An 18799-nucleotide genomic window follows, 5' to 3' on the forward strand; every position below is an offset into this window, starting at 1 on the left:
GTCTATGTTATCAGTATGAAGTTAAAAGAAGTGACTACTATATCAGTATTACTTTATAACTACTGTCTACTGATTACGTTTATAAACAAAAAAAGTGTCTAGATAAATCAGGAAAAGACATTCTTCCTAGGGAAACAAAAGTTTCTACATGGGAAAACAGAAGTTTCTTCAGTACAAAACTTTAGTTTTCTTCTATGAAAACAAATGTTTCCTATGTGTAAAACTTTTGTTTTATACCATAAAAAACCACAAATACTTATATATTAATATTTTATCTATATAAAGAAAGGAAGAAAAACGGACTGATTATATACGTAGAGTGTAGAAAATTCCTTTGATGGCATGGCAAAGACACTTACTAAAAGCGGGAAATGATGGTAGATAAAGACTTACTATTGTAGATGTTTTCCTATCTACAACAATAGGATAAATATTTTAAATTCAAATGATTATAAGGATAGTTGTAGATATTGTACATAATTTTGATTATTTACATATAATAGACCGGGCTTAGCTTTTATATCACTCAAGTCCGGCCTATCGGTTGAGACCTATCCCGCATTTGTTTGGATCAGAGTCCCAGCTTCTCAGAGATCTCCAACATCTTCTTGATCGGTTTGATGGCCTTCTTCTGTACCTCCTCGTCCACGAATATCTCCGGCATCTCGAACTTCAAGCAATTATATAGCTTCTCCATCGTGTTCAAGCGCATGAAATTACATTCGTTGCAGGCGCAAGTACTGTCGTTCGGAGGAGCCGGGATGAATTCCTTATCCGGACTCTGCTTGCGCATCTCGTGAATAACGCCACTTTCCGTCGCTACAATGAATTGTTTCGCGTCGGACTTAATGGTATGCTTCAGCAAAGCCGCGGTCGATCCTACGAAGTCTGAGACCTGTATAACCGGCTGCTTGCATTCCGGATGGGTAATCACTTCCGCGTTCGGGTACTGTTTCTTCAAAGATAAGATCTTCTCCAATGAGAATTGCTCATGCACGTGGCAAGCACCATCCCAAAGCAACATATTGCGTCCCGTGATGCTATTGATATAATTACCTAAGTTACGATCCGGACCGAAAATCATCGGTGTACCTTCCGGGAAGCTCTCCACGATCTGGCGGGCGTTCGTGGAAGTAACCACCACATCCGTGACCGCTTTCACGGCGGCGGTCGTATTCACGTAAGAGATTACCGTATGACCGGGATGTTGCTTGACGAACTCGGCAAACTCCGGAGCCGGACAACTATCCGCCAAGGAGCAACCGGCATTCAAGTCCGGTACCAGCACTTTCTTATCCGGACAGAGGATCTTCGCCGTCTCTCCCATAAAGTGAACCCCACAAAGCACGATGATATCCGCCTTCGTCTTAGCCGCCCATTGTGCCAAGGCCAGACTGTCTCCCACATAGTCCGCTATATCTTGTATATCGCCTGTTTGATAGTAATGCGCCAAAATAATCGCATTCTTCTCTTTACGTAACTTGTCGATCGCTTCCTTAAGGTCTAAATCCTTAGGAACGGGCGCATCCATGTACCCGATTGATTGGTTTGTCAACATAGCCTTATATATTAATGATTCCTGTTTCTACTGCTCCCAATAGGCTTTTCACTATATATAAACAATATTATCCACAGAAAGTATTACTGATAATCTTCATCTTATCTAGTTTATCAACCTATTGTTCACAAAGCACAAAGGTATAAACTTTCTTCATTTATAGAAATAACAAGAAAGATTCTTATCTTTGCCACCGATGGATGAGTTGCCCTCAACCCTCAATAGTTATCCACAATCATTATATTATATTCTTATTAATCTTTAATTTTAAAAATAAATATGATGAATATGATAGGCTGTTGAAATGGTTAATACATTTTTGTTACAATCTTTGGTTATTGACTTATTAAAGTCTGTGAACGGTTTATCAAAAGGATACCAACAGCATGGATGTCTATCTATAGATTGTAATTCTTATAGTTATAGACTTTATGAATATTTAGCTGTTTATTGTTGATAACCTTGATTGTGAAAAAATAGATCCTCCAGCAAGGTTGTCAATAGGTGTATAAGGGCTGTTGATAGCGCGTAATAAATAAGTGGCTTATTCATTTGCTAATTTAAGAAAGGGGGGTGTATGGACAAGTATTTGAATAAAGCAAGAAATATTTTTCATTTTATGTCCACTACTTATTAATAGCTTTTCAACGGCATATCCACGGATATTCGCTACTTTCGCGGTCAAAGATATTTGTTATGCGAAAATTAAAAGTAACCGAATTGAACCGCCTGACTCCCGAGGCTTTTAAGGAAAGTAAGAAGATACCTTTAATCGTTGTCTTAGACCATATTAGAAGTCTTAACAACGTAGGTTCCGTGTTTCGTACCTCCGATGCTTTCCGGGTAGAGGCTATTTATCTTTGTGGTATTACGGCTTGCCCTCCGAACGCGGAGATCCATAAGACCGCCTTAGGAGCGGAAGAAACCGTAGATTGGGAATATTTCAAGGATACCCCGGAGGCTGTTGATAAACTGCGCCAAGAGGGATATACGGTATGTGCCGTAGAGCAAGCGGAAGGTAGTGTCATGTTAGATAACTTGCAGTTAGACAAGACAAAGAAATACGCTATCGTCATGGGTAACGAAGTAAAAGGCGTTCAACAAAATGTGGTTGATAACTGTGATATATGTATTGAAATACCTCAATACGGTACAAAGCATTCCTTGAACGTATCGGTTACTACCGGTATCGTGATCTGGGATTTCTTCAAGCAACTATCAGATTAAACCATTCTCAACCAATACGACGACCCGTTCGGTCATGGCATCTTTACCTTTCGGGTCGTATTCCGATTTAAGGCTGGCTCCGAACATGCCTGCGAAGAAATTCCAAAAGCCCGCACGGAAACTTCCCAGATAGGCTTTCAGTAAATTGTAACTGGATTGATTACATTCCCTATCGATCAGTTTGATAAGTAGCTTGCCTTGCGAGAAGGATAATTTTTTTAGTTCCGGTTTATATTGGGCGAACAACTCTTTCTCCATCCGTTTCAAGTGGGCTTGGCGGGCCTTGTCATTCGGTAAGGTTTCCATGTATTCGTAGGTCTCTATCAACGTATCATACACCATTTTGGCATAGGGCAAAGTACGCTTTACGTCTCGTACCAACTTATTGTACTTGGCTTGTTCACGCTTATTCTTAAACTTAACTTGAGGATATATAAAAACTTCCCGAAGGTTGACGACAGCCATTGTATCACCTTCATACAGTTGAGCTTTCTGATAACCTTCCGGAACAATATTTGTCTTTACCGCCTGCGCCATCCCTTTAAAGCTACAGAGAACAAGTAGAGCCAAAACACAATATATCCCTTTTCGTATCATATACCGCGAAAATATAAATACTGCGTGACTCTCAGCATCATTTATCTGTTAATAACTTGCTAAATGAATATAAAACATTACATTTGCGCAATTGACAACAACTTAAGAATATATTAACTATGAAGAAAGAAGAAATTACCGCCCTATTCGGAAAATTCGAATCCATTTCATGTGAGGTAGAAGGCATAGAATGCTGGAGTGCCAGAGAGTTGCAACCCCTATTAGGATATGCCAAATGGGATAACTTTATCAATAATGTAGTGGTGAAAGCCAAAGAAGCGTGCCGGAATGCGGGAGAAAATATAGAGGATCACTTTCCCGACGTCGGGAAAGTGATTATTGTGGGGCATGGTGCTGAGCAACAAATAAATGACATCTTATTAACACGCTACGCATGCTACTTAATCGCACAAAATGGTGATAGTCGTAAACCGCAAGTAGCTTTTGCACAGACTTATTTTGCGGTACAAACCCGTAAGGCCGAGGTGATTGAACAACGCCTATTGGATTGTGATATGCTATTGCAAAGGGGAATTAAGCCTGAACGACTCTCCCCTGATGAGGATATTAAAAAGGTACAGCGTAGAGTAAATAAGGATAATGAGAAAACCTTGAAGAATAAATAGAAACCATACAAAATCTTAACTATGAAATATCTATTGCTATCCCTGTTTGCGGGGGTATTTTCATTGTATGTACATGGTGTTGATAACTTACGTTTACCGGATGTCCGTAGCGTGGGAATGGGAGGGAATGTGGCGACGCAATCTATTTTATTCAATCCGGCCCTTATTGTCGATAAAGAGAAAAAGTCCATTCATTTAGAATACTTTAATCGGTACATGTTGAAAGAACTGGGTACGATGTCCGGTAGTTTTTATTATCCGAATCAACTATTATCCGTAGGTGTTGATATCTCTGTTTTCGGGTTTGATAAATACAGGGAGATGATGGTTCGTGTGCTGGGAGGAAAACGCTTGGGGGATCAATGGGCGTTAGGGCTTGGAGTTCACTATAGTTTCTTGCAAACTGATCTATTGGAAAATACAAGATCCAGACTGTCAACAGATCTTGGAATCACTTTCTCTCCTATTGATAAGTTGTTAATAGGAATGTTAATAATGAATTTTCCTTCTGTTTATATAGGAGATAAAGATATTGAAATAGAAGATTTTAATTATTACTTAATTCAAATAAGTTTTCAATGGGAGATTATAAACAGTCTGTTAATTACAGGAAGTGTAGGAACGGAAAATGAAAACCTAGTTGTTGGAAACTTTGGTCTTGAATACACTGCTTTCGATTCTTTTTTTATTCGTGCCGGAATACAGACCGCTCCTCTCCTGCCCTCTTTAGGAATTGGTTATAACTTTTCTTGCTTTACGATAGATGTAGCCTCTATTTACCATCCGATTTTAGGGATGAGTACCGGTCTTGGTTTATCATTCTCTTTTTAAATGATACTTAGCTATGAAACGATTGTTTATAATCTTGTCGATAATCCTGTTGATAAATAGTTATTACGCTAATTCTCAAATAGAATATTCTGTTGATAAGTGGATGGAGTATGTAGAGGAACTAGCCTTGGAAACCGAGGATACGGAGCGTATCGAAAGTTTGTATGCCGATTTATCTTATTTAATTGAGCATCCTTTTGATTTGAATGCCGTGACGGAAGAACAACTGAAGCGATTACCTTTTCTATCCGATCGCCAAATTGAGCAGCTCCTCTCCTATCGGAAACGATACGGAAATATGGTTAGCATCTATGAGTTGAAGAATATAGAGGATATCGATTTTCAGACGATATCTCTTCTCCTTCCATTTGTTTATATAGGTGATAATCTTGTTGAAAAACGGTTGCTTACGGTTAAGAACCTGTTGAAATATGGTCGTAATGAATTACAAATCAGGTATGATCAATGTTTTCAACAGAAAAAGGGATATGGTGAACAAACGGACAGCATACTTTTGTTATATCCGAATCGTAAATATAGAGGAGAACCCTTCTATCACTCCTTACGTTATTCCTATACTTTCGAGGATCGTTTACAAGCAGGCTTCGTAGCCGAGAAAGATGCGGGCGAACCTTTTTGGAACGCATATCATAAAGGATATGACTTTTATTCCGCACATCTATTCCTAAAAGATATCAACTGGTTAAAAAGCTTGGCTATAGGGGATTACAAGATGTCTTTCGGACAAGGTCTGGTGATTAGCAATGACTTTTCTCCTAGTCGTACGGCAGTAGTCGCTCAAGCAGAGCGAAGGACAAACGGCTTCCGTAGGCACTTTTCTACCAATGAACAGGATTTCTTTCGAGGGGTGGCCGGTACGATCACGATTAAAAACTTGGATATAAGTGTTTTCTATTCGTACCGAAAAATGGATGCGGCCGTAGATAGCTTGACATTCACCTCATTAAAAACAGATGGACTTCATCGTTTGCAACGGGATTGGGAAAAGAGGAAAACGATAACGATGCAGGTATATGGAGGAAATATCCGCTATGCTAAGCCTCATTTTCATGTAGGTTTAACGGCTCTCTCCTATTCATTCGGTAAGTTTAAGATGGATCCTGATCCAAAACCTTATAATCTATTCTATTTCAAAGGTTCCAACAATTTCAACATGGGTGTTGACTATATGTTGAAAACGAACCGTATCAAGTTTTATGGCGAGATTGCCCTTTCGAAAAACGGAGCTGTTTCGACCTTGAATGCCTTGCAATTAACGCCTGCCTCCTACATATCTTTCTTGGTATTATACCGCTATTACGATCGCCGTTATCAAGCTTTGTTTGGGAACGCTTTCTCGCAAGGCTCTACGGTTCAGAACGAGCAAGGGGTTTATATGGGATTTCAGTTGACTCCGATCGCCCGCTGGAAATTATCCGTTTATGCGGACTTATTCCGTTTCCCTTGGTTGAAATACGGGATAGACGCTCCTTCCGGAGGACAGGAATATATGGCTCAGATAGATTATACCCCTAGTAGAAACTATTCAGCTTATCTTCGTTATAAATATCGACAAAAAGAAAAGAATGGAACTTTTGAAAATGATAATTTATTGAAAATCAATACTTGTAAACAACATCGTATTCGTTTTCAACAGGTTTATAACTTTTCTTCTCCTTTTATTTTTAAGACTTCCTTAGATGGTATTCTATTCGATGATCCTATAAAGAAACTTAATAAAGGAATTATGATCTCCCAAAGTATAGGCTGGAAGCCCACTACCCTACCTCTTCAAATAGATGGTTATCTAGCGTGGTTTTATACGGATGATTACAATAGCCGGGTCAGTTCGTATGAGAAGAATATATTATATGCCTTTAATATGCCCTTTTTTTATGGGGATGGGATGCGGTTTGCCCTTACCTTTCGTCTGGATATTTGGAAACGTTTATCCTTGTCCGCGAAACTGGCTCACACCCATTATTGGGACAGGGATTTGATAGGTACTGATACGGAGGAGATAAGCGGTTCTGATAAAACAGATCTTTATGCTTTGCTTCGCTGGAAATTTTAGAGTAGATTTGCGTGGGTAAAAACAAACAGCGCTATGTCTACAATTCTTTTTGATAAAATAGTATTTGGCCCGATACATAGTCGGCGTCTAGGTGTCTCTTTAGGGATGAATTTACTTCCTACAGACGGGAAATTATGCTCTTTTAATTGCATTTATTGCGAATGTGGATTGAATGAGAATCATAGGACCCATAGTAAACTGCCTACTCGTACGGAAGTGAGGGAAGCCTTAGAGCAAAAACTAAGTTCCATGAAAGCGGAAGGGATCGTTCCGGATGTAATTACATTCGCCGGAAACGGAGAGCCTACGATACACCCGGAATTCGGTGGAATCATTGATGATACGATCGCTACCCGGGATCGATTTTTCCCTGATGCTAAAATCGCCGTACTTTCTAATTCTACGATGCTCCAGAAAGAGGAGGTCTTTCAAGCCTTGAATAAAATAGAGGATAACATATTGAAACTGGATTCTGTATTAGACAGTCGGATTCGGCAGATAGACGTACCTAATTCTCCGGCGTTTAATTTCGAGTCTTTATTAAAGCAATTATGTCGTTTTAACGGAAACTTGATTATACAGACCATGTTCTTGAAGGGGGAAGTAAATGGGAAATCGGTTAATAATATGACAGAAGAGGAGATAGCGGGCTGGATCTCCGCCTTAAAACAAATCCGTCCGAAACAAGTCATGATTTATACGATAGATAGGGAGACCCCGGTTAAAGCTTTGAAAAAAGCTACTAAAGAAGAATTAGATGCGATTGCAGAACGGGCCCGGAAGGAGGGTTTTGACGTGACGGTATCTTATTAAACTAACTAATTTAGAGAAACACAATAAGTAGTATGAGAACATTCAGTAAAAAGAAAAAATTGCCTCGACTCTTGACGCTTTATGGAGCGGTAGCGGTCTCAGCATTGCTAGGGGGATGTGGGCAGAGCGGTGTTCCGGCGGAATCTTTCGATCGGTCGGATTATTATACCAGAGGTATCGGTTCGTATCCGGGAGATCCGGGGGAGGATTTTTCTCCTTCATTACGTCCGGATTATTCCACGTATCGTAACATAGCTCTTTTGCGTAGCGCTTACAACTCCTCCAGTTATGATTACAATCTAACGGCTCAACTGGTGACGGATGGTGTTATTAGCGATAAACAACCTCAGTATCTCGATCTCTCTACGCAAAATGGGGATATCGCTCGTCGTGAGCGTGAGTGGATGATCGATCAAGGTCCTTATTCTCGTAATGCGGTTACAGGCGAGGATGCCTATTTCCTGTTCACGCTGAATAACTGGAAAGAGAAAGCCGACAAGGTACAATTTCGTGGCAGCGTGGCTTATGACGAGAATAAGATTAAGGATGGATATGAGATTGTTTGCGAGGGATCGAATGATGGAAATACTTGGACGGAATTGGCTGCCTTAAAGGGTAAAGGTATGCCGGGTAATGCCAGCAAGTATAAGGCCCATTCGGACCCGAATAAGAATAGCTGGGATCCGGGTACGTTGCCCACCCGTATGTTGAATGAGACTTTGACATTCGATCAACCGGGTGAATATGCTTATTATCGGATACGATTGAAAATGGAAGGTGCCGCTTATTGGGCATTCTTCGAGATGAATTTCTATAACCAAGATAAGTTGATAGATTTGCTTCCTTCCAAATTCTTTAATAGCGCTTGGATGAGTGCCACGACAGGAGAGGAGTGGGTCTATGTGGACTTGGGTAGCCAATCCGAATTCGACAAAGTAAAATTACATTGGATCAATAAAGCGATCAAGGGTAAGATTCAAGTTTCCGACGACGCGAAACAATGGGTTGACATAGCGAATCTTCCGGGTGGAGATGCTAATCTGGATGAGATCAAGCTAAAAGGAAAGGGCCGCTACGTACGGGTATGGATGGAGCAACCGGCTAATGACGGACGCTATATCTTAAGCGAGATAGAGGTGATGGGTAAAGGTGGCTTGCTTGCCCAACCGGCTGCTGCTCCGGCTTCTACAAAAGACGAGATCCGTTTGTCGGGCGGAAACTGGAAAGTACAACGAGCTTCCGAGGTAACCGCTTCTGGTGAGGAAATATCGAAACCTTCTTTCTCTCCGGAAAATTGGATCGTGGCGACCGTACCGGGAACGGTATTGAGCAGTTATAAGAATATCGGAGCTATCCCGAATCCGAATTACGCGGATAACTTGATGCAGATATCCGAGTCATTCTTCAACTCTAATTTCTGGTATAGGGATGAGTTTGAGGTACCCGAAGGATTCAAGCAAGATCGTTTGTTCTTGAATTTCGATGGTATCAACTGGAAAGCGAATGTATATTTAAACGGTAACAAGATCGGCCGTATCGAGGGAGCGTTTATCCGAGGTGTATTTGACGTTACAGACAGGGTCGTACCGGGTAAGAACGTTGTCGCGGTGGAGATCATCAAGAATGAGCATATCGGCGCTATCAAGGAGAAATGTGAGAAGAATACGGATTTCAACGGTGGTATCTTAGGCGCTGATAACCCAACCTTCCACGCTTCGATCGGTTGGGATTGGATCTCGACGATCCGTGGTCGTAATATAGGTATTTGGGATGATGTGTACTTGACTTCTACAGGCAAGGTAACGATTCAAGACCCGTTCGTACAGGTTGTATTACCGTTGCCGGATACGACTTCCGCTACCTTGACTCCGGAAGTGATCGTGAAGAACCATGATGCCGCTCCAGTAAAGGGTGTATTGACAGGAAAGATCGGCGATATCACTTTCGAGCAACCGGTAGAATTGGCCGCAAACGAGGAGAAGACGGTTACTTTCGATCCAAATAGCTTCAGCCAATTGAAGGTTCAGAACCCACGTCTGTGGTGGCCTAAAGGATACGGATCTCCTTATTTATACGACGCTAATTTCACCTTTAAGGTAGGCGATAAGGTATCCGACTCTGAGGATTTCAAGGTAGGTATCCGACAAATGACCTTCAATGAGAATAATAGTATCTTGAGTCTCTTTATCAATGGTCGTCGTTTTATAGGCCGTGGCGGTAACTGGGGATTTGGTGAGTCTAATCTGAATTACCGGGGTCGTGAGTACGATATCGCCGTGGCTTACCATGCCGATATGAACTTTACGATGATGCGTAACTGGGTAGGACAGATTGGCGATAAAGAATTATATGAGGCTTGCGACCGTCATGGTATCATGATCTGGCAAGATTTCTGGTTGGCGAATCCTTCCGACGGACCCGATCCTTATGATCCGGAGATGTTTATCGCTAATGCTGAGGATTATGTGAAACGTTTCCGTAACCATGCCTCTATCGGTATTTATTGCGGGCGCAACGAGGGCTTCCCGCCGGAGCAGATCGACAAGGCTTTACGCCGTATCGTGAAAGAGGATCATCCGGGCTTACATTATATCTCCAGCTCGGCGGATGAGGTGGTAAGTGGCCATGGCCCGTACCGTGCGCTTCCTGTTAAAGAATACTTTAGCTTGAAGAATGGTAGTGATAAGTTCCATAGTGAGCGGGGTATGCCTAACGTGATGAATTACGAGAGCTTGGTTCGTACTTTCTCTCCGGAAGCGCTTTGGCCGCAAAACGCTCAATGGGGACAACACGATTATACGATGGAAGGCGCCCAGTCTTGCGCTTCTTTCAACGCTATCATCGAGAAGGGCTTCGGTAAGCCGAACAACGCCAAGGAATTCGCTGATCTGGCTCAGTGGGTAAACTATGATGGTTACCGGGGTATGTTCGAATCGAGAAGCTTGAACCGTAAGGGATTATTGCTGTGGATGACGCATCCGGCATGGCCTTCTATGGTATGGCAGACTTACGATTATTATTTCGAGCCTACCGCCGCTTACTTTGGTTGCAAGAAGGCCTCCGAGCCTCTGCACATTCAATGGAATCCGGTTACGGACGAGATCGAGGTAGTGAACTATAGCGCCGGCGTACGTAATGGTTTGACGGCAAAGGCTCAAATCATCAATATGGACGGTTCTATTTCATGGGAAAACGAGGTTTCCGTGGATAGTAAGGAAGATACGACCAACAAATGTATGAAACTGGATTTCCCAGCTAGCGTATCCAGCGCTCATTTTGTCAAGTTGACGTTGACAGAGAATGGCAAGATCGTATCGGATAACTTCTATCTGCGTGGCGTAGAGGAAGGCAACTACCAAGCTTTGCGTGAGATGCCAAAGGTTACTTTACGATCCAACGTGGCAACCAATAAGGGTAATGACGGTACTTGGACCGCTACCGCTACCTTAGAGAATACTTCATCCACCCCGGCTCTGATGATTCGTGTGAATGTAGTGGGCGAGAAGGATGGCGAGCAATTCCTCCCGATGTTCTATAGCGACAACTATTTCTCCTTGCTTCCGGGCGAGAAGAAAGAGATCAACATCCATTGGAAAGATGTAGATACGAGAGGCGAGACCCCGAAGGTGGTTATCTCCGGTTATAACGTGAACTAGTCAGCTAGGCTGATACCTATAAAAAATCCAACCATTCTCCGATATGAATAGGAGAGTGGTTGGATTTTTTTTGCAATTCTAAATTTCAGATTTATCTTCGGTTTTATTGTTATTTTTAATACGTTTTACTGTATGTTTAAGTTTTACGGCCATAAGATTCAACTCTATGGTAGATTCCATTTCAGTTGTATCAGCATCATCTATCAACAGATCAGATAAGAGTTGGCCAGTTCGTTTCACAATACCTTTTTGTTTTATTAGGTCAGGTTCATTTTGAATCGCATCTACATTTCGGATAAGCTCACGTAGTTTTACGAAAGAATCTATTATAGCGATAGTTGTTTGTGTGGCTCTTGGACTTTTTAATATAGTAGCCAGCATATAAAGTCCTTTTTCAGTGAAAGCTTTAGGTTCTACTGTTGATTTTTTTAAGTTTTCCATCCGGTGGAAATTTTCCACCACATACTGTTTCTCAGAGGGTTTCAATGTGAAAAAATAACCACTGGGGAACTTTTCAGGATTATTTCTCACGGCTTTGTTTATATCCCTTGTTTCTGTTTTATATAATTCTGCTACATCTCTATCTAGTAGTATTTTTTGTTCTCTTAACTCAATAATACGTTCCTCTACTTCTTTCGTTCCAATAACTTGAAGTTCATTTTCCATAGTTAAATTATTAATTTGATTTTTGTATTTATGCTTTGTATATAGAGCAAATATAGTGATTTTTTGTTCTATATACAGAGCATAGATCATTTCTTTTTACAACTTGATATAAATCTTCTTCTTATACAAGAAATATCCCGGTATCCAGTTTAATACCACGAAGAAGATAGCCCATGCTAATGAGCCTCCGAAATCGCCGAATATCGGCCTGAACAGATCCATATACATAAAGGCGGAGATACCGCTCATTCCCAGCAATACGGCCAATATATCCCCTTGTACATACAGATACAACGGGTTGATACCGAACGACTCAAAGAATAACGTCCATTTCTTCTTCCCGTTTATATCGATGATCCAGATTAATAAAGCGAGAAATAAGGAGGCGAATCCGCAAGTTACCAAGACGAACGTGCTACTCCATATCTTTTTATTGATAGGGCAACCATAGCTTAGCAAGAAACCGGCAAAAAGAATAATCGTACCGAAAATGAAGATATTACGGATAATCAACTCATTGTTCTTTTTACAATCCTGTATTACCTTTCCTACGTAGAAACCGAGTAATACATGCGCTATGCTACCAATGCAGCTCAAGAGCCCTTCCGGATCAAAGGCGATCCGTGTACCATCTGCCATATCATCGTGATACATATGCGATGTACCGAATAAAGTTCTGTCCACGATCGCTATAATGCTATCCTCCGACATTTCCATACTATGCGTGAAACCTAGTAATGCCCAGTAAAATATCAATATACCAGCGGCTACCTGCAAAATATACTTATGATTAATCGCTAATCCTATCAACGAGCCGAAGCCATATGCCAGCGCCAACCTTTGCATCACCCCAAGGATACGTAAATTCTGGAAATCGGTAAATCCATTGTAGCAAACATGCCCGAACAGATTCAGCCCTAATCCCACGAGGAATATCAATACCGTGCGTCTCAATACTTTCGTCACGCTTTCTTTCGACAGCTTGAAGTTATATTTCCGAAGCGAGAAAAACATGGAGACCCCCATGATGAACATAAAGAACGGAAATACCAAATCGGTGGGAGTGAGGCCGTTCCAACGTGCATGCTCTAAAGGCGTATATACATACTTCCATGACCCGGGGTTGTTTACCAAAATCATCCCCGCAATCGTAATTCCCCTCATCACGTCGAGGGATAGCAATCTTCCGGATTGTTGTGCCATATTGATAGTAGATTAAAAAGTTACCAATAAAAGTCCAAAGATAATTGAATTTCCTACAATATCCCTGCCTTCGGGAATACTGTTTTTAGTATATTGAAAATCAGATGTATAAAAACATGTACATGTTTTCGGAAAAACACGTACGTCTTTTTCCAAAAAGATGATGGAGATATCCAAGCGATAAGAATTTTATACAATAAGCCTAATAATCAATTATTCTTTAAGGTTTGATGAAAAATATGCCTATCTTGCGCATAGAATCTAAAGATAGGAACCAATGAGGCATTTGCTTATTTTGATATCGCTATTATCCACACTCTCATTTATAGGTTGTCGAGATGAGAGCGATGCCATATACCTAATCGATCGTGCGGAATCCTTGTTGAAATCCGATCCGGATAGTTCCCATATCCTATTGGATAGCATAGCCGTGCCCGATAATTTGAGTGATAAATTATTGGCTCGTTGGTGTATGCTATCCGGTAAAGTGGCGGACACGTTATATACGGATCTGCCCTATGTACAACAATTGCTACGTGCGCAAGCCTATTATAAGTCACACGGGACAAAGCAAGAACAAGCGAAGATTGGTTTGTATTTGGGGCGTTCGTATGTGGAAGATAAAGAGAACGAGAAAGCGATGAAGGTTTATTTGCAAGCTTTGGATATCGCTTTACGCAGTGAAGACTATAATCAAGCCGGATATATTTGTAGCTATATGGGAGATCTGTATGATTTCGAGGGTAATTATCTGTTAGGAAAGGACAAATATAAGGAAGCGGAATCTTATTTTCGAAAAGCGGGTAATATGCGAAGTTCGGCTTTCGCCTTGCGGGATGTGGGAAGAATGTATGCGTTTTCGGATTCTTTGGATATAGCGTTAATTTTTTTGTTGAAAGCGGATACTATTATAGTTGAAGTAGGTGACTCTTCTGATATAGGGACTATATATAATGGAATAGGAAATATTTATAATATGTTAGGTAATAAAGAGTTAGCTAAATTGTATTTGTGGAAAAATGTCAATATGTCAGATTTTGATGACGCACCAAGTTACAGGACATTGGCTGGTATATATATAGAAGAAGGCGATTTTAAGAATGCACGTATTTGTTTGGAGAAAGCAAGTGTACCTAGTTTTAATGATATGACCCGTTTTTAGGTACTTTATGGTTATTCTTTGTTAGAGAAAGCGGAGGGTAATTGGGAAAAGGCTTGGTTTTACTTGGATGAATATAACAGTGCCTCAGATTCGATCTTGACGATACGAAATAGGGAAAACATAATAAAAATAGAAAAGGAATATGAGCATTTAAAAATATCATTGGAAAATATGCGATTAAAATCGGATAAACAAAAGTATTTTATCTATTGGGTAATATCTGTATTTATTCTTTTAATATAATTATGGGTCTTTCAAATACGAATTGATAGAAAAAATAAAAGACTTCTTAAGCAGGAAATCGATTTGTCGAATAAGAGTAATGAATTATTCAGACTACGGGATAATTTACGTAACAAACAAGATAGATTAGAGGCTTTATCTATTCAATTGTCTGAAAAAAATGAAAAACTGAATGAACTTGATTCAAGAGAGAAACTGGAGAAAGAATATGAACAAATAAAAAAAGAAGAGGAAACCCTCGTCCTTCGGATAGCGGAACGGCGTAAGGATCTATTCTTATCATCCGCTATAGCCAAGAAAGTAATCAAGCTATCCCAAAAAGTAGTACCGGGAGCTACCAAATCTCCACTATCAGAAAAAGACTGGCAAAATATTATTACGCAAGTGAATGAGGTTTATCCTTTTTTAGCGGATCGACTCGCTGCGTTTAATTTATCTGCCGCCGAATTGCGTTATTGTTATTTGAGCTTGTTGGGTTTGGATTCGATAGGTGAATCTATCCTGTTACATATCCAGCCGGATTCGGTAAACAAGCGTCGGCAGCGTGTACGCCAAAGGCTGGGAATCATAGCGAAAGAGCTTGATTTATGTGCTTATCTTATTAATAGTGTACAATAGATTGATAAACAATAGCTTCTATTAATATTGGCTTTACCCTTTGTCCTGCTAGTTGATTTATAATCAATTAAATATTAGTTGATTATGAATTTCGTTTGTCGCTTATTATTTAGCGTTATATTTGCTTGTTTCTTCTATAGGCTTGATCTTTACGTTGAAAAAATAAAAACGAAATGAGACAGCTTAAATTGTTATTAGCGGCAATAGCTTTATTATGGGCTATGCCATGCTGGGGTAAGCCTATAGATCTACATGGTAAATGGGAACATAAGAAAAAATCCATTCCAATAGGTTTGCCAATGGATGCATCGATTGAGGAGGCTAATAGAGAACTGATAGTAAACTTTCACGAGGATCTTGGTGATGTATGTGTTATCGTCACTAGTTCTACGGGAGAAGTGATCTATAATGAAAAGGTACAAACGAGTACTATGCCATATTTAGTAATACCTCTAAAAGTAAGAGATCAAGAAAAAGGAGTATTACATATAATGAATGATTATAATCATGTATTTGGGGATTTTTAAATTTAAACTTTTGTATTTGTAAATGATATAGGAGTAAAAATGTAATTTTCTATTGTTTTACCTTTTAAAAAGTAGTATTATGAAAAAGGTGTATTTATTATTTATTTGCTTAGTTTTTATATCATCTTGTAATGATGATTTAGTGATGGAAAGAAATGATATATTATCTACAAATAATATAGAAATTTCTATTCATGATTCTCTTCTAATGAATAAAGACTTAGTTTTGAAAAAAGATTTTGCTAAAGTATTATCAAAAGTTTTTAATGAAAGCCTAATGGCTAGAAATTTGATTAAAAACGAGGCTTTAAAAATGATTGATAATGATTATGATGTTCTTTATCAATTAGTAAAAGATGAGATGCTGGAAGATAATATTACATTTGAACAGTATATAGGGAAATATATTGAAATGGATAAATTATTATCTATTAATGAAAAGTTTCCTACTCTAACAATTTTTGTTCCAGAATTACCTAAGAATTCGTTCTCTGCTGCTCTTTGGAATACTGATAAAGAAATACCAGTTGTTGCTGTTAGAACTTGTATCAGTAACGATGTTCCTATATATGATAAGGATGGGGAAGAAAAAATTATAAAATCAGATCTCATTCCTATGTATCCTATTGTTGTATTAAAGGATAATGAAAGAATCGTAGCGAATGAATATAGTAATTTGTCTAGAAGTAATTTTAGTAGTACTAATTTTACTTTTTCTTCTAAATCGGGAATAACTTATTCTTTTCTTGGAGAATCTTTTAATAATATGAAACAAAAAAACATTTTAAGATCTCGAAATGTAAATAAAAGTATGAAAGATAGATTACAAAAATCAGTTGATGCATATAATATTTATAAAAATAAGGATGGATGGCATAGGGACTATATATATTATGATATGGTTCCAGGTTCAGATAAAGGTGTATTTGTTTATGATTATAAAGAAACACTATATTCTTTCCAAATGAAAGGGGATCCAAATATAGCTTTCCAAAAGATATCAGATCAAACAGGAGATGCACAGTTAGATTATGATCAAATATTTAATCCTAGGCAATCTTATAAAGCTACTCCTTGGACTGATGGTAAATTTGATTTTTTAGTTAAAGTATATGTTGGAACAAAAAGTCCTATAGGGACAGAACAAACTTTTTCTTTTGGCGTAAAACCAGAAGATCTATTTAGAGTATCTTACAAAGATATAGGAGGAGGTAATTCTAAAGTTGATGGTGTAAAAGAATGCCTAGTTGTTCCTCTTGATTTACCTCTATTTGAATGGAATATAGAAAATTTTAGTTGTGTAATAAAAATTTCTATAGAAGAAATTGATGGTACAGAAACTCAAAGGACGCTTAGCCAAACTACTGCTGAATTTGCAGGAAATTTTGAACTTAATCCTGTAAAAGGAGTTTTTGAAAAAGTAGGATTGAAATTTGGTGCAAGTGCGAAAAAGACAATTACGACTACATTTGAAAAAACATTTACATTGGGTAATGATGAATTGGGGGATGTTATTGTTAATTTTTATGATCCTGTTGTTCTTTCTGGTGATTGGATTGAATATGCAGGACGTAGAGATACGGCATATTCAATTCCATTAAATAGTAAATATTATAATGGTTATTATAAAATAGAGTTGGCTCCTTTGAAAATGTATTAATGGATATGCTTATATGAATAAGCTAAATATGAAGTAAATAGTTTATAAATAACTATTTACTTCATATCTTAAATATAATTAGTAATAAAATGTAATAGTTTCTTTTATTTGATTTTGACGGTTTGACCAATATGAGTGAGAAATCATATTACTATTAGTGTCATGGATGAAAACTGTAATAGAATGAATAGTTTCTTCTGGTTTTATTTCTAGATAGCCATCTATATTTGTTCTTTTTACTTGATTAGGTATAATTGTATTTTTACCATTAGAGTATATACCATTCCCTTTATCTGTGTAATTTGCGAGATCAATAGGTGCTATATCATAATAAATGTATGCTATTGCATTATAAATAGGTGTTTTTGTGTTATCTTTGCTAATTCTAAGCACTTTTATTTCAATATATGATTCACTAATCTCTTCTATGCCATTATCTTTATTACAAGAAGATAGAATTACTATAATAAATAGTAAAATGCTAAGTTTATTAAATGATGATTTTTGCATGGCTTATATTTTATGTTGATTAATATTTCAAATGTAGTGAATATATTGTAATAGGCTATATGTAAAAATATAATTAATGTCTTTTTGTGTAAAATAGAAATAATAAAATACGGTTTACTTTATTGTGATCTTTTATATACATTGAGGATAGGGGTATTTGATGGTTTCCTGTCTTATAAGAAAACAATAGTCATTATGGAATCAACAACTGAAAAACGGAATATCTCTATGCTTTACTGGGATGAAGCTAAAAAAGGAATGATGGCAGGTTTCATCTTTTCTTTATTCATTCTTTTACTATTCTCATTTGTTTCTTGTGACAAGGATGAGGATACTTCTTTTGAAGAAACTCCTTACTATTTGGGGTACTTTGAAGGAAAGGTGAATAGTCAAGATATTTCTATAGCTAATCAGTCGAACTCTCATTCTTTCATTGATCATGGAAATTTTTGGCAGGAGGTAAATACCGATTTAAGCGGTTTCTATTGGGAGATACCATTAGGAGTGCATATCTCTGACTATCCTTATCCTATGCTGAGGATCTCATTGATTCCATTGAGAGAAGGAGAATATCTGATCGATAAGGGTAAATTATTGAATGAAGAGATAGAATCTACTGTTAGGATCACGAAAGATGACGCTAAAATAGTGTATCATCCACTGAAATCTTCATTTCGGATACAAGTGGATAGTATTCGTTTTCATGAGGGAAGTGGTACCCCTTATATTGAAGGGAAGATGGAAGGTATTTTATATAATATAGAGAATTCGGAAGATTCGATCGTCATAAAAGACGCTATATTCGGAATACACTAACTTGGAGCCGAA

At 38.4% G+C, this 18799-nt stretch carries 16 protein-coding genes; 11 read left to right on the plus strand and 5 right to left on the minus strand.

From position 1 onward, the window contains the following. Positions 1-571: 571 nt before the first annotated feature. Complete coding sequence (nadA, locus tag NBH16_RS19330) at positions 572-1558, minus strand: quinolinate synthase NadA (RefSeq protein WP_008773192.1); 987 nt, start codon at positions 1556-1558, stop codon at positions 572-574. 696 nt (positions 1559-2254) lie between these two features. On the opposite strand from nadA, the gene NBH16_RS19335 reads away from it, so the two are divergent. Continuing rightward, the gene (locus tag NBH16_RS19335) at positions 2255-2785 is read left to right on the plus strand and encodes an RNA methyltransferase (RefSeq protein ID WP_005860365.1); all 531 of its coding nucleotides are present in this window, start codon (positions 2255-2257) and stop codon (positions 2783-2785) included. Here NBH16_RS19335 and NBH16_RS19340 read toward each other — a convergent pair. Beyond that, positions 2777-3382, minus strand: coding sequence for a DUF4294 domain-containing protein (locus tag NBH16_RS19340; RefSeq protein WP_008773191.1), 606 nt, complete (start codon positions 3380-3382; stop codon positions 2777-2779). The two genes, NBH16_RS19335 and NBH16_RS19340, sit on opposite strands and share 9 nt — an antisense overlap. Positions 3383-3501: 119 nt before the next feature. Here NBH16_RS19340 and NBH16_RS19345 point away from each other — a divergent pair, with 119 nt between their 5' ends. The 5 genes from NBH16_RS19345 to NBH16_RS19365 are packed head-to-tail and all read left to right on the plus strand — an operon-like array spanning position 3502 to position 11382. Beyond that, the gene (locus NBH16_RS19345) at positions 3502-4008 is read left to right on the plus strand and encodes a BRO family protein (RefSeq protein ID WP_250788974.1); all 507 of its coding nucleotides are present in this window, start codon (positions 3502-3504) and stop codon (positions 4006-4008) included. Between the two features lie 21 nt (positions 4009-4029). After that, positions 4030-4839, plus strand: a complete 810-nt coding sequence (locus tag NBH16_RS19350; RefSeq protein ID WP_250788975.1) for a PorV/PorQ family protein — start codon at positions 4030-4032, stop codon at positions 4837-4839. Between the two features lie 13 nt (positions 4840-4852). Further along, a complete protein-coding gene (locus tag NBH16_RS19355) occupies positions 4853-6913 on the plus strand; it encodes a ComEA family DNA-binding protein (RefSeq protein ID WP_121956131.1) in 2061 nt (686 codons plus the stop codon). A 33-nt stretch (positions 6914-6946) separates the two neighbouring features. Next, positions 6947-7726: a radical SAM protein gene (locus NBH16_RS19360; protein ID WP_128577274.1), complete on the plus strand. Its 780-nt coding sequence runs from the start codon at positions 6947-6949 to the stop codon at positions 7724-7726. A 32-nt stretch (positions 7727-7758) separates the two neighbouring features. Beyond that, positions 7759-11382 carry a glycosyl hydrolase 2 galactose-binding domain-containing protein gene (locus tag NBH16_RS19365; protein WP_250788976.1) on the plus strand — a complete coding sequence of 1208 codons (3624 nt, stop codon included), beginning with the start codon at positions 7759-7761 and terminating at the stop codon, positions 11380-11382. 78 nt (positions 11383-11460) lie between these two features. Here NBH16_RS19365 and NBH16_RS19370 read toward each other — a convergent pair whose 3' ends face one another. Together NBH16_RS19370 and NBH16_RS19375 are read right to left on the minus strand one after the other, a co-directional pair. Continuing rightward, positions 11461-12138: an ORF6N domain-containing protein gene (locus NBH16_RS19370; protein WP_250788977.1), complete on the minus strand. Its 678-nt coding sequence runs from the start codon at positions 12136-12138 to the stop codon at positions 11461-11463. A gap of 6 nt (positions 12139-12144) precedes the next feature. Continuing rightward, positions 12145-13251 (minus strand): acyltransferase family protein, encoded by a 1107-nt coding sequence (locus tag NBH16_RS19375; RefSeq protein ID WP_008773184.1) that lies wholly within the window; start codon positions 13249-13251, stop codon positions 12145-12147. 277 nt (positions 13252-13528) lie between these two features. Here NBH16_RS19375 and NBH16_RS19380 point away from each other — a divergent pair, with 277 nt between their 5' ends. The 4 genes from NBH16_RS19380 to NBH16_RS19395 all read left to right on the plus strand — a co-directional run bounded on the left by NBH16_RS19380 (position 13529) and on the right by NBH16_RS19395 (position 17461). After that, on the plus strand, positions 13529-14413 hold the full coding sequence (locus tag NBH16_RS19380; RefSeq protein ID WP_250788978.1) for a tetratricopeptide repeat protein: 885 nt from the start codon (positions 13529-13531) through the stop codon (positions 14411-14413). A 306-nt stretch (positions 14414-14719) separates the two neighbouring features. Continuing rightward, positions 14720-15274 (plus strand): Atg14 domain-containing protein, encoded by a 555-nt coding sequence (locus NBH16_RS19385; protein WP_250788979.1) that lies wholly within the window; start codon positions 14720-14722, stop codon positions 15272-15274. Between the two features lie 173 nt (positions 15275-15447). After that, complete coding sequence (locus NBH16_RS19390; RefSeq protein ID WP_005860342.1) at positions 15448-15801, plus strand: DUF3244 domain-containing protein; 354 nt, start codon at positions 15448-15450, stop codon at positions 15799-15801. Positions 15802-15880: 79 nt separating this feature from the next. Further along, a complete protein-coding gene (locus tag NBH16_RS19395) occupies positions 15881-17461 on the plus strand; it encodes a hypothetical protein (RefSeq protein WP_250788980.1) in 1581 nt (526 codons plus the stop codon). 78 nt (positions 17462-17539) lie between these two features. Here NBH16_RS19395 and NBH16_RS19400 read toward each other — a convergent pair whose 3' ends face one another. Continuing rightward, positions 17540-17971, minus strand: coding sequence for a hypothetical protein (locus tag NBH16_RS19400; protein WP_005860338.1), 432 nt, complete (start codon positions 17969-17971; stop codon positions 17540-17542). A 228-nt stretch (positions 17972-18199) separates the two neighbouring features. Between NBH16_RS19400 and NBH16_RS19405 the strand changes: the two genes are divergently transcribed. Beyond that, entirely contained in the window at positions 18200-18787 is a 588-nt protein-coding gene (locus NBH16_RS19405; RefSeq protein WP_005860336.1) for a DUF5025 domain-containing protein, read from the plus strand. Positions 18788-18799 lie beyond the last annotated feature (12 nt).

Origin of the sequence: Parabacteroides sp. Y3-G-102 (assembly GCF_023656845.1) — a bacterium.
Classification (GTDB): Bacteria; Bacteroidota; Bacteroidia; order Bacteroidales; family Tannerellaceae; genus Parabacteroides; species Parabacteroides distasonis.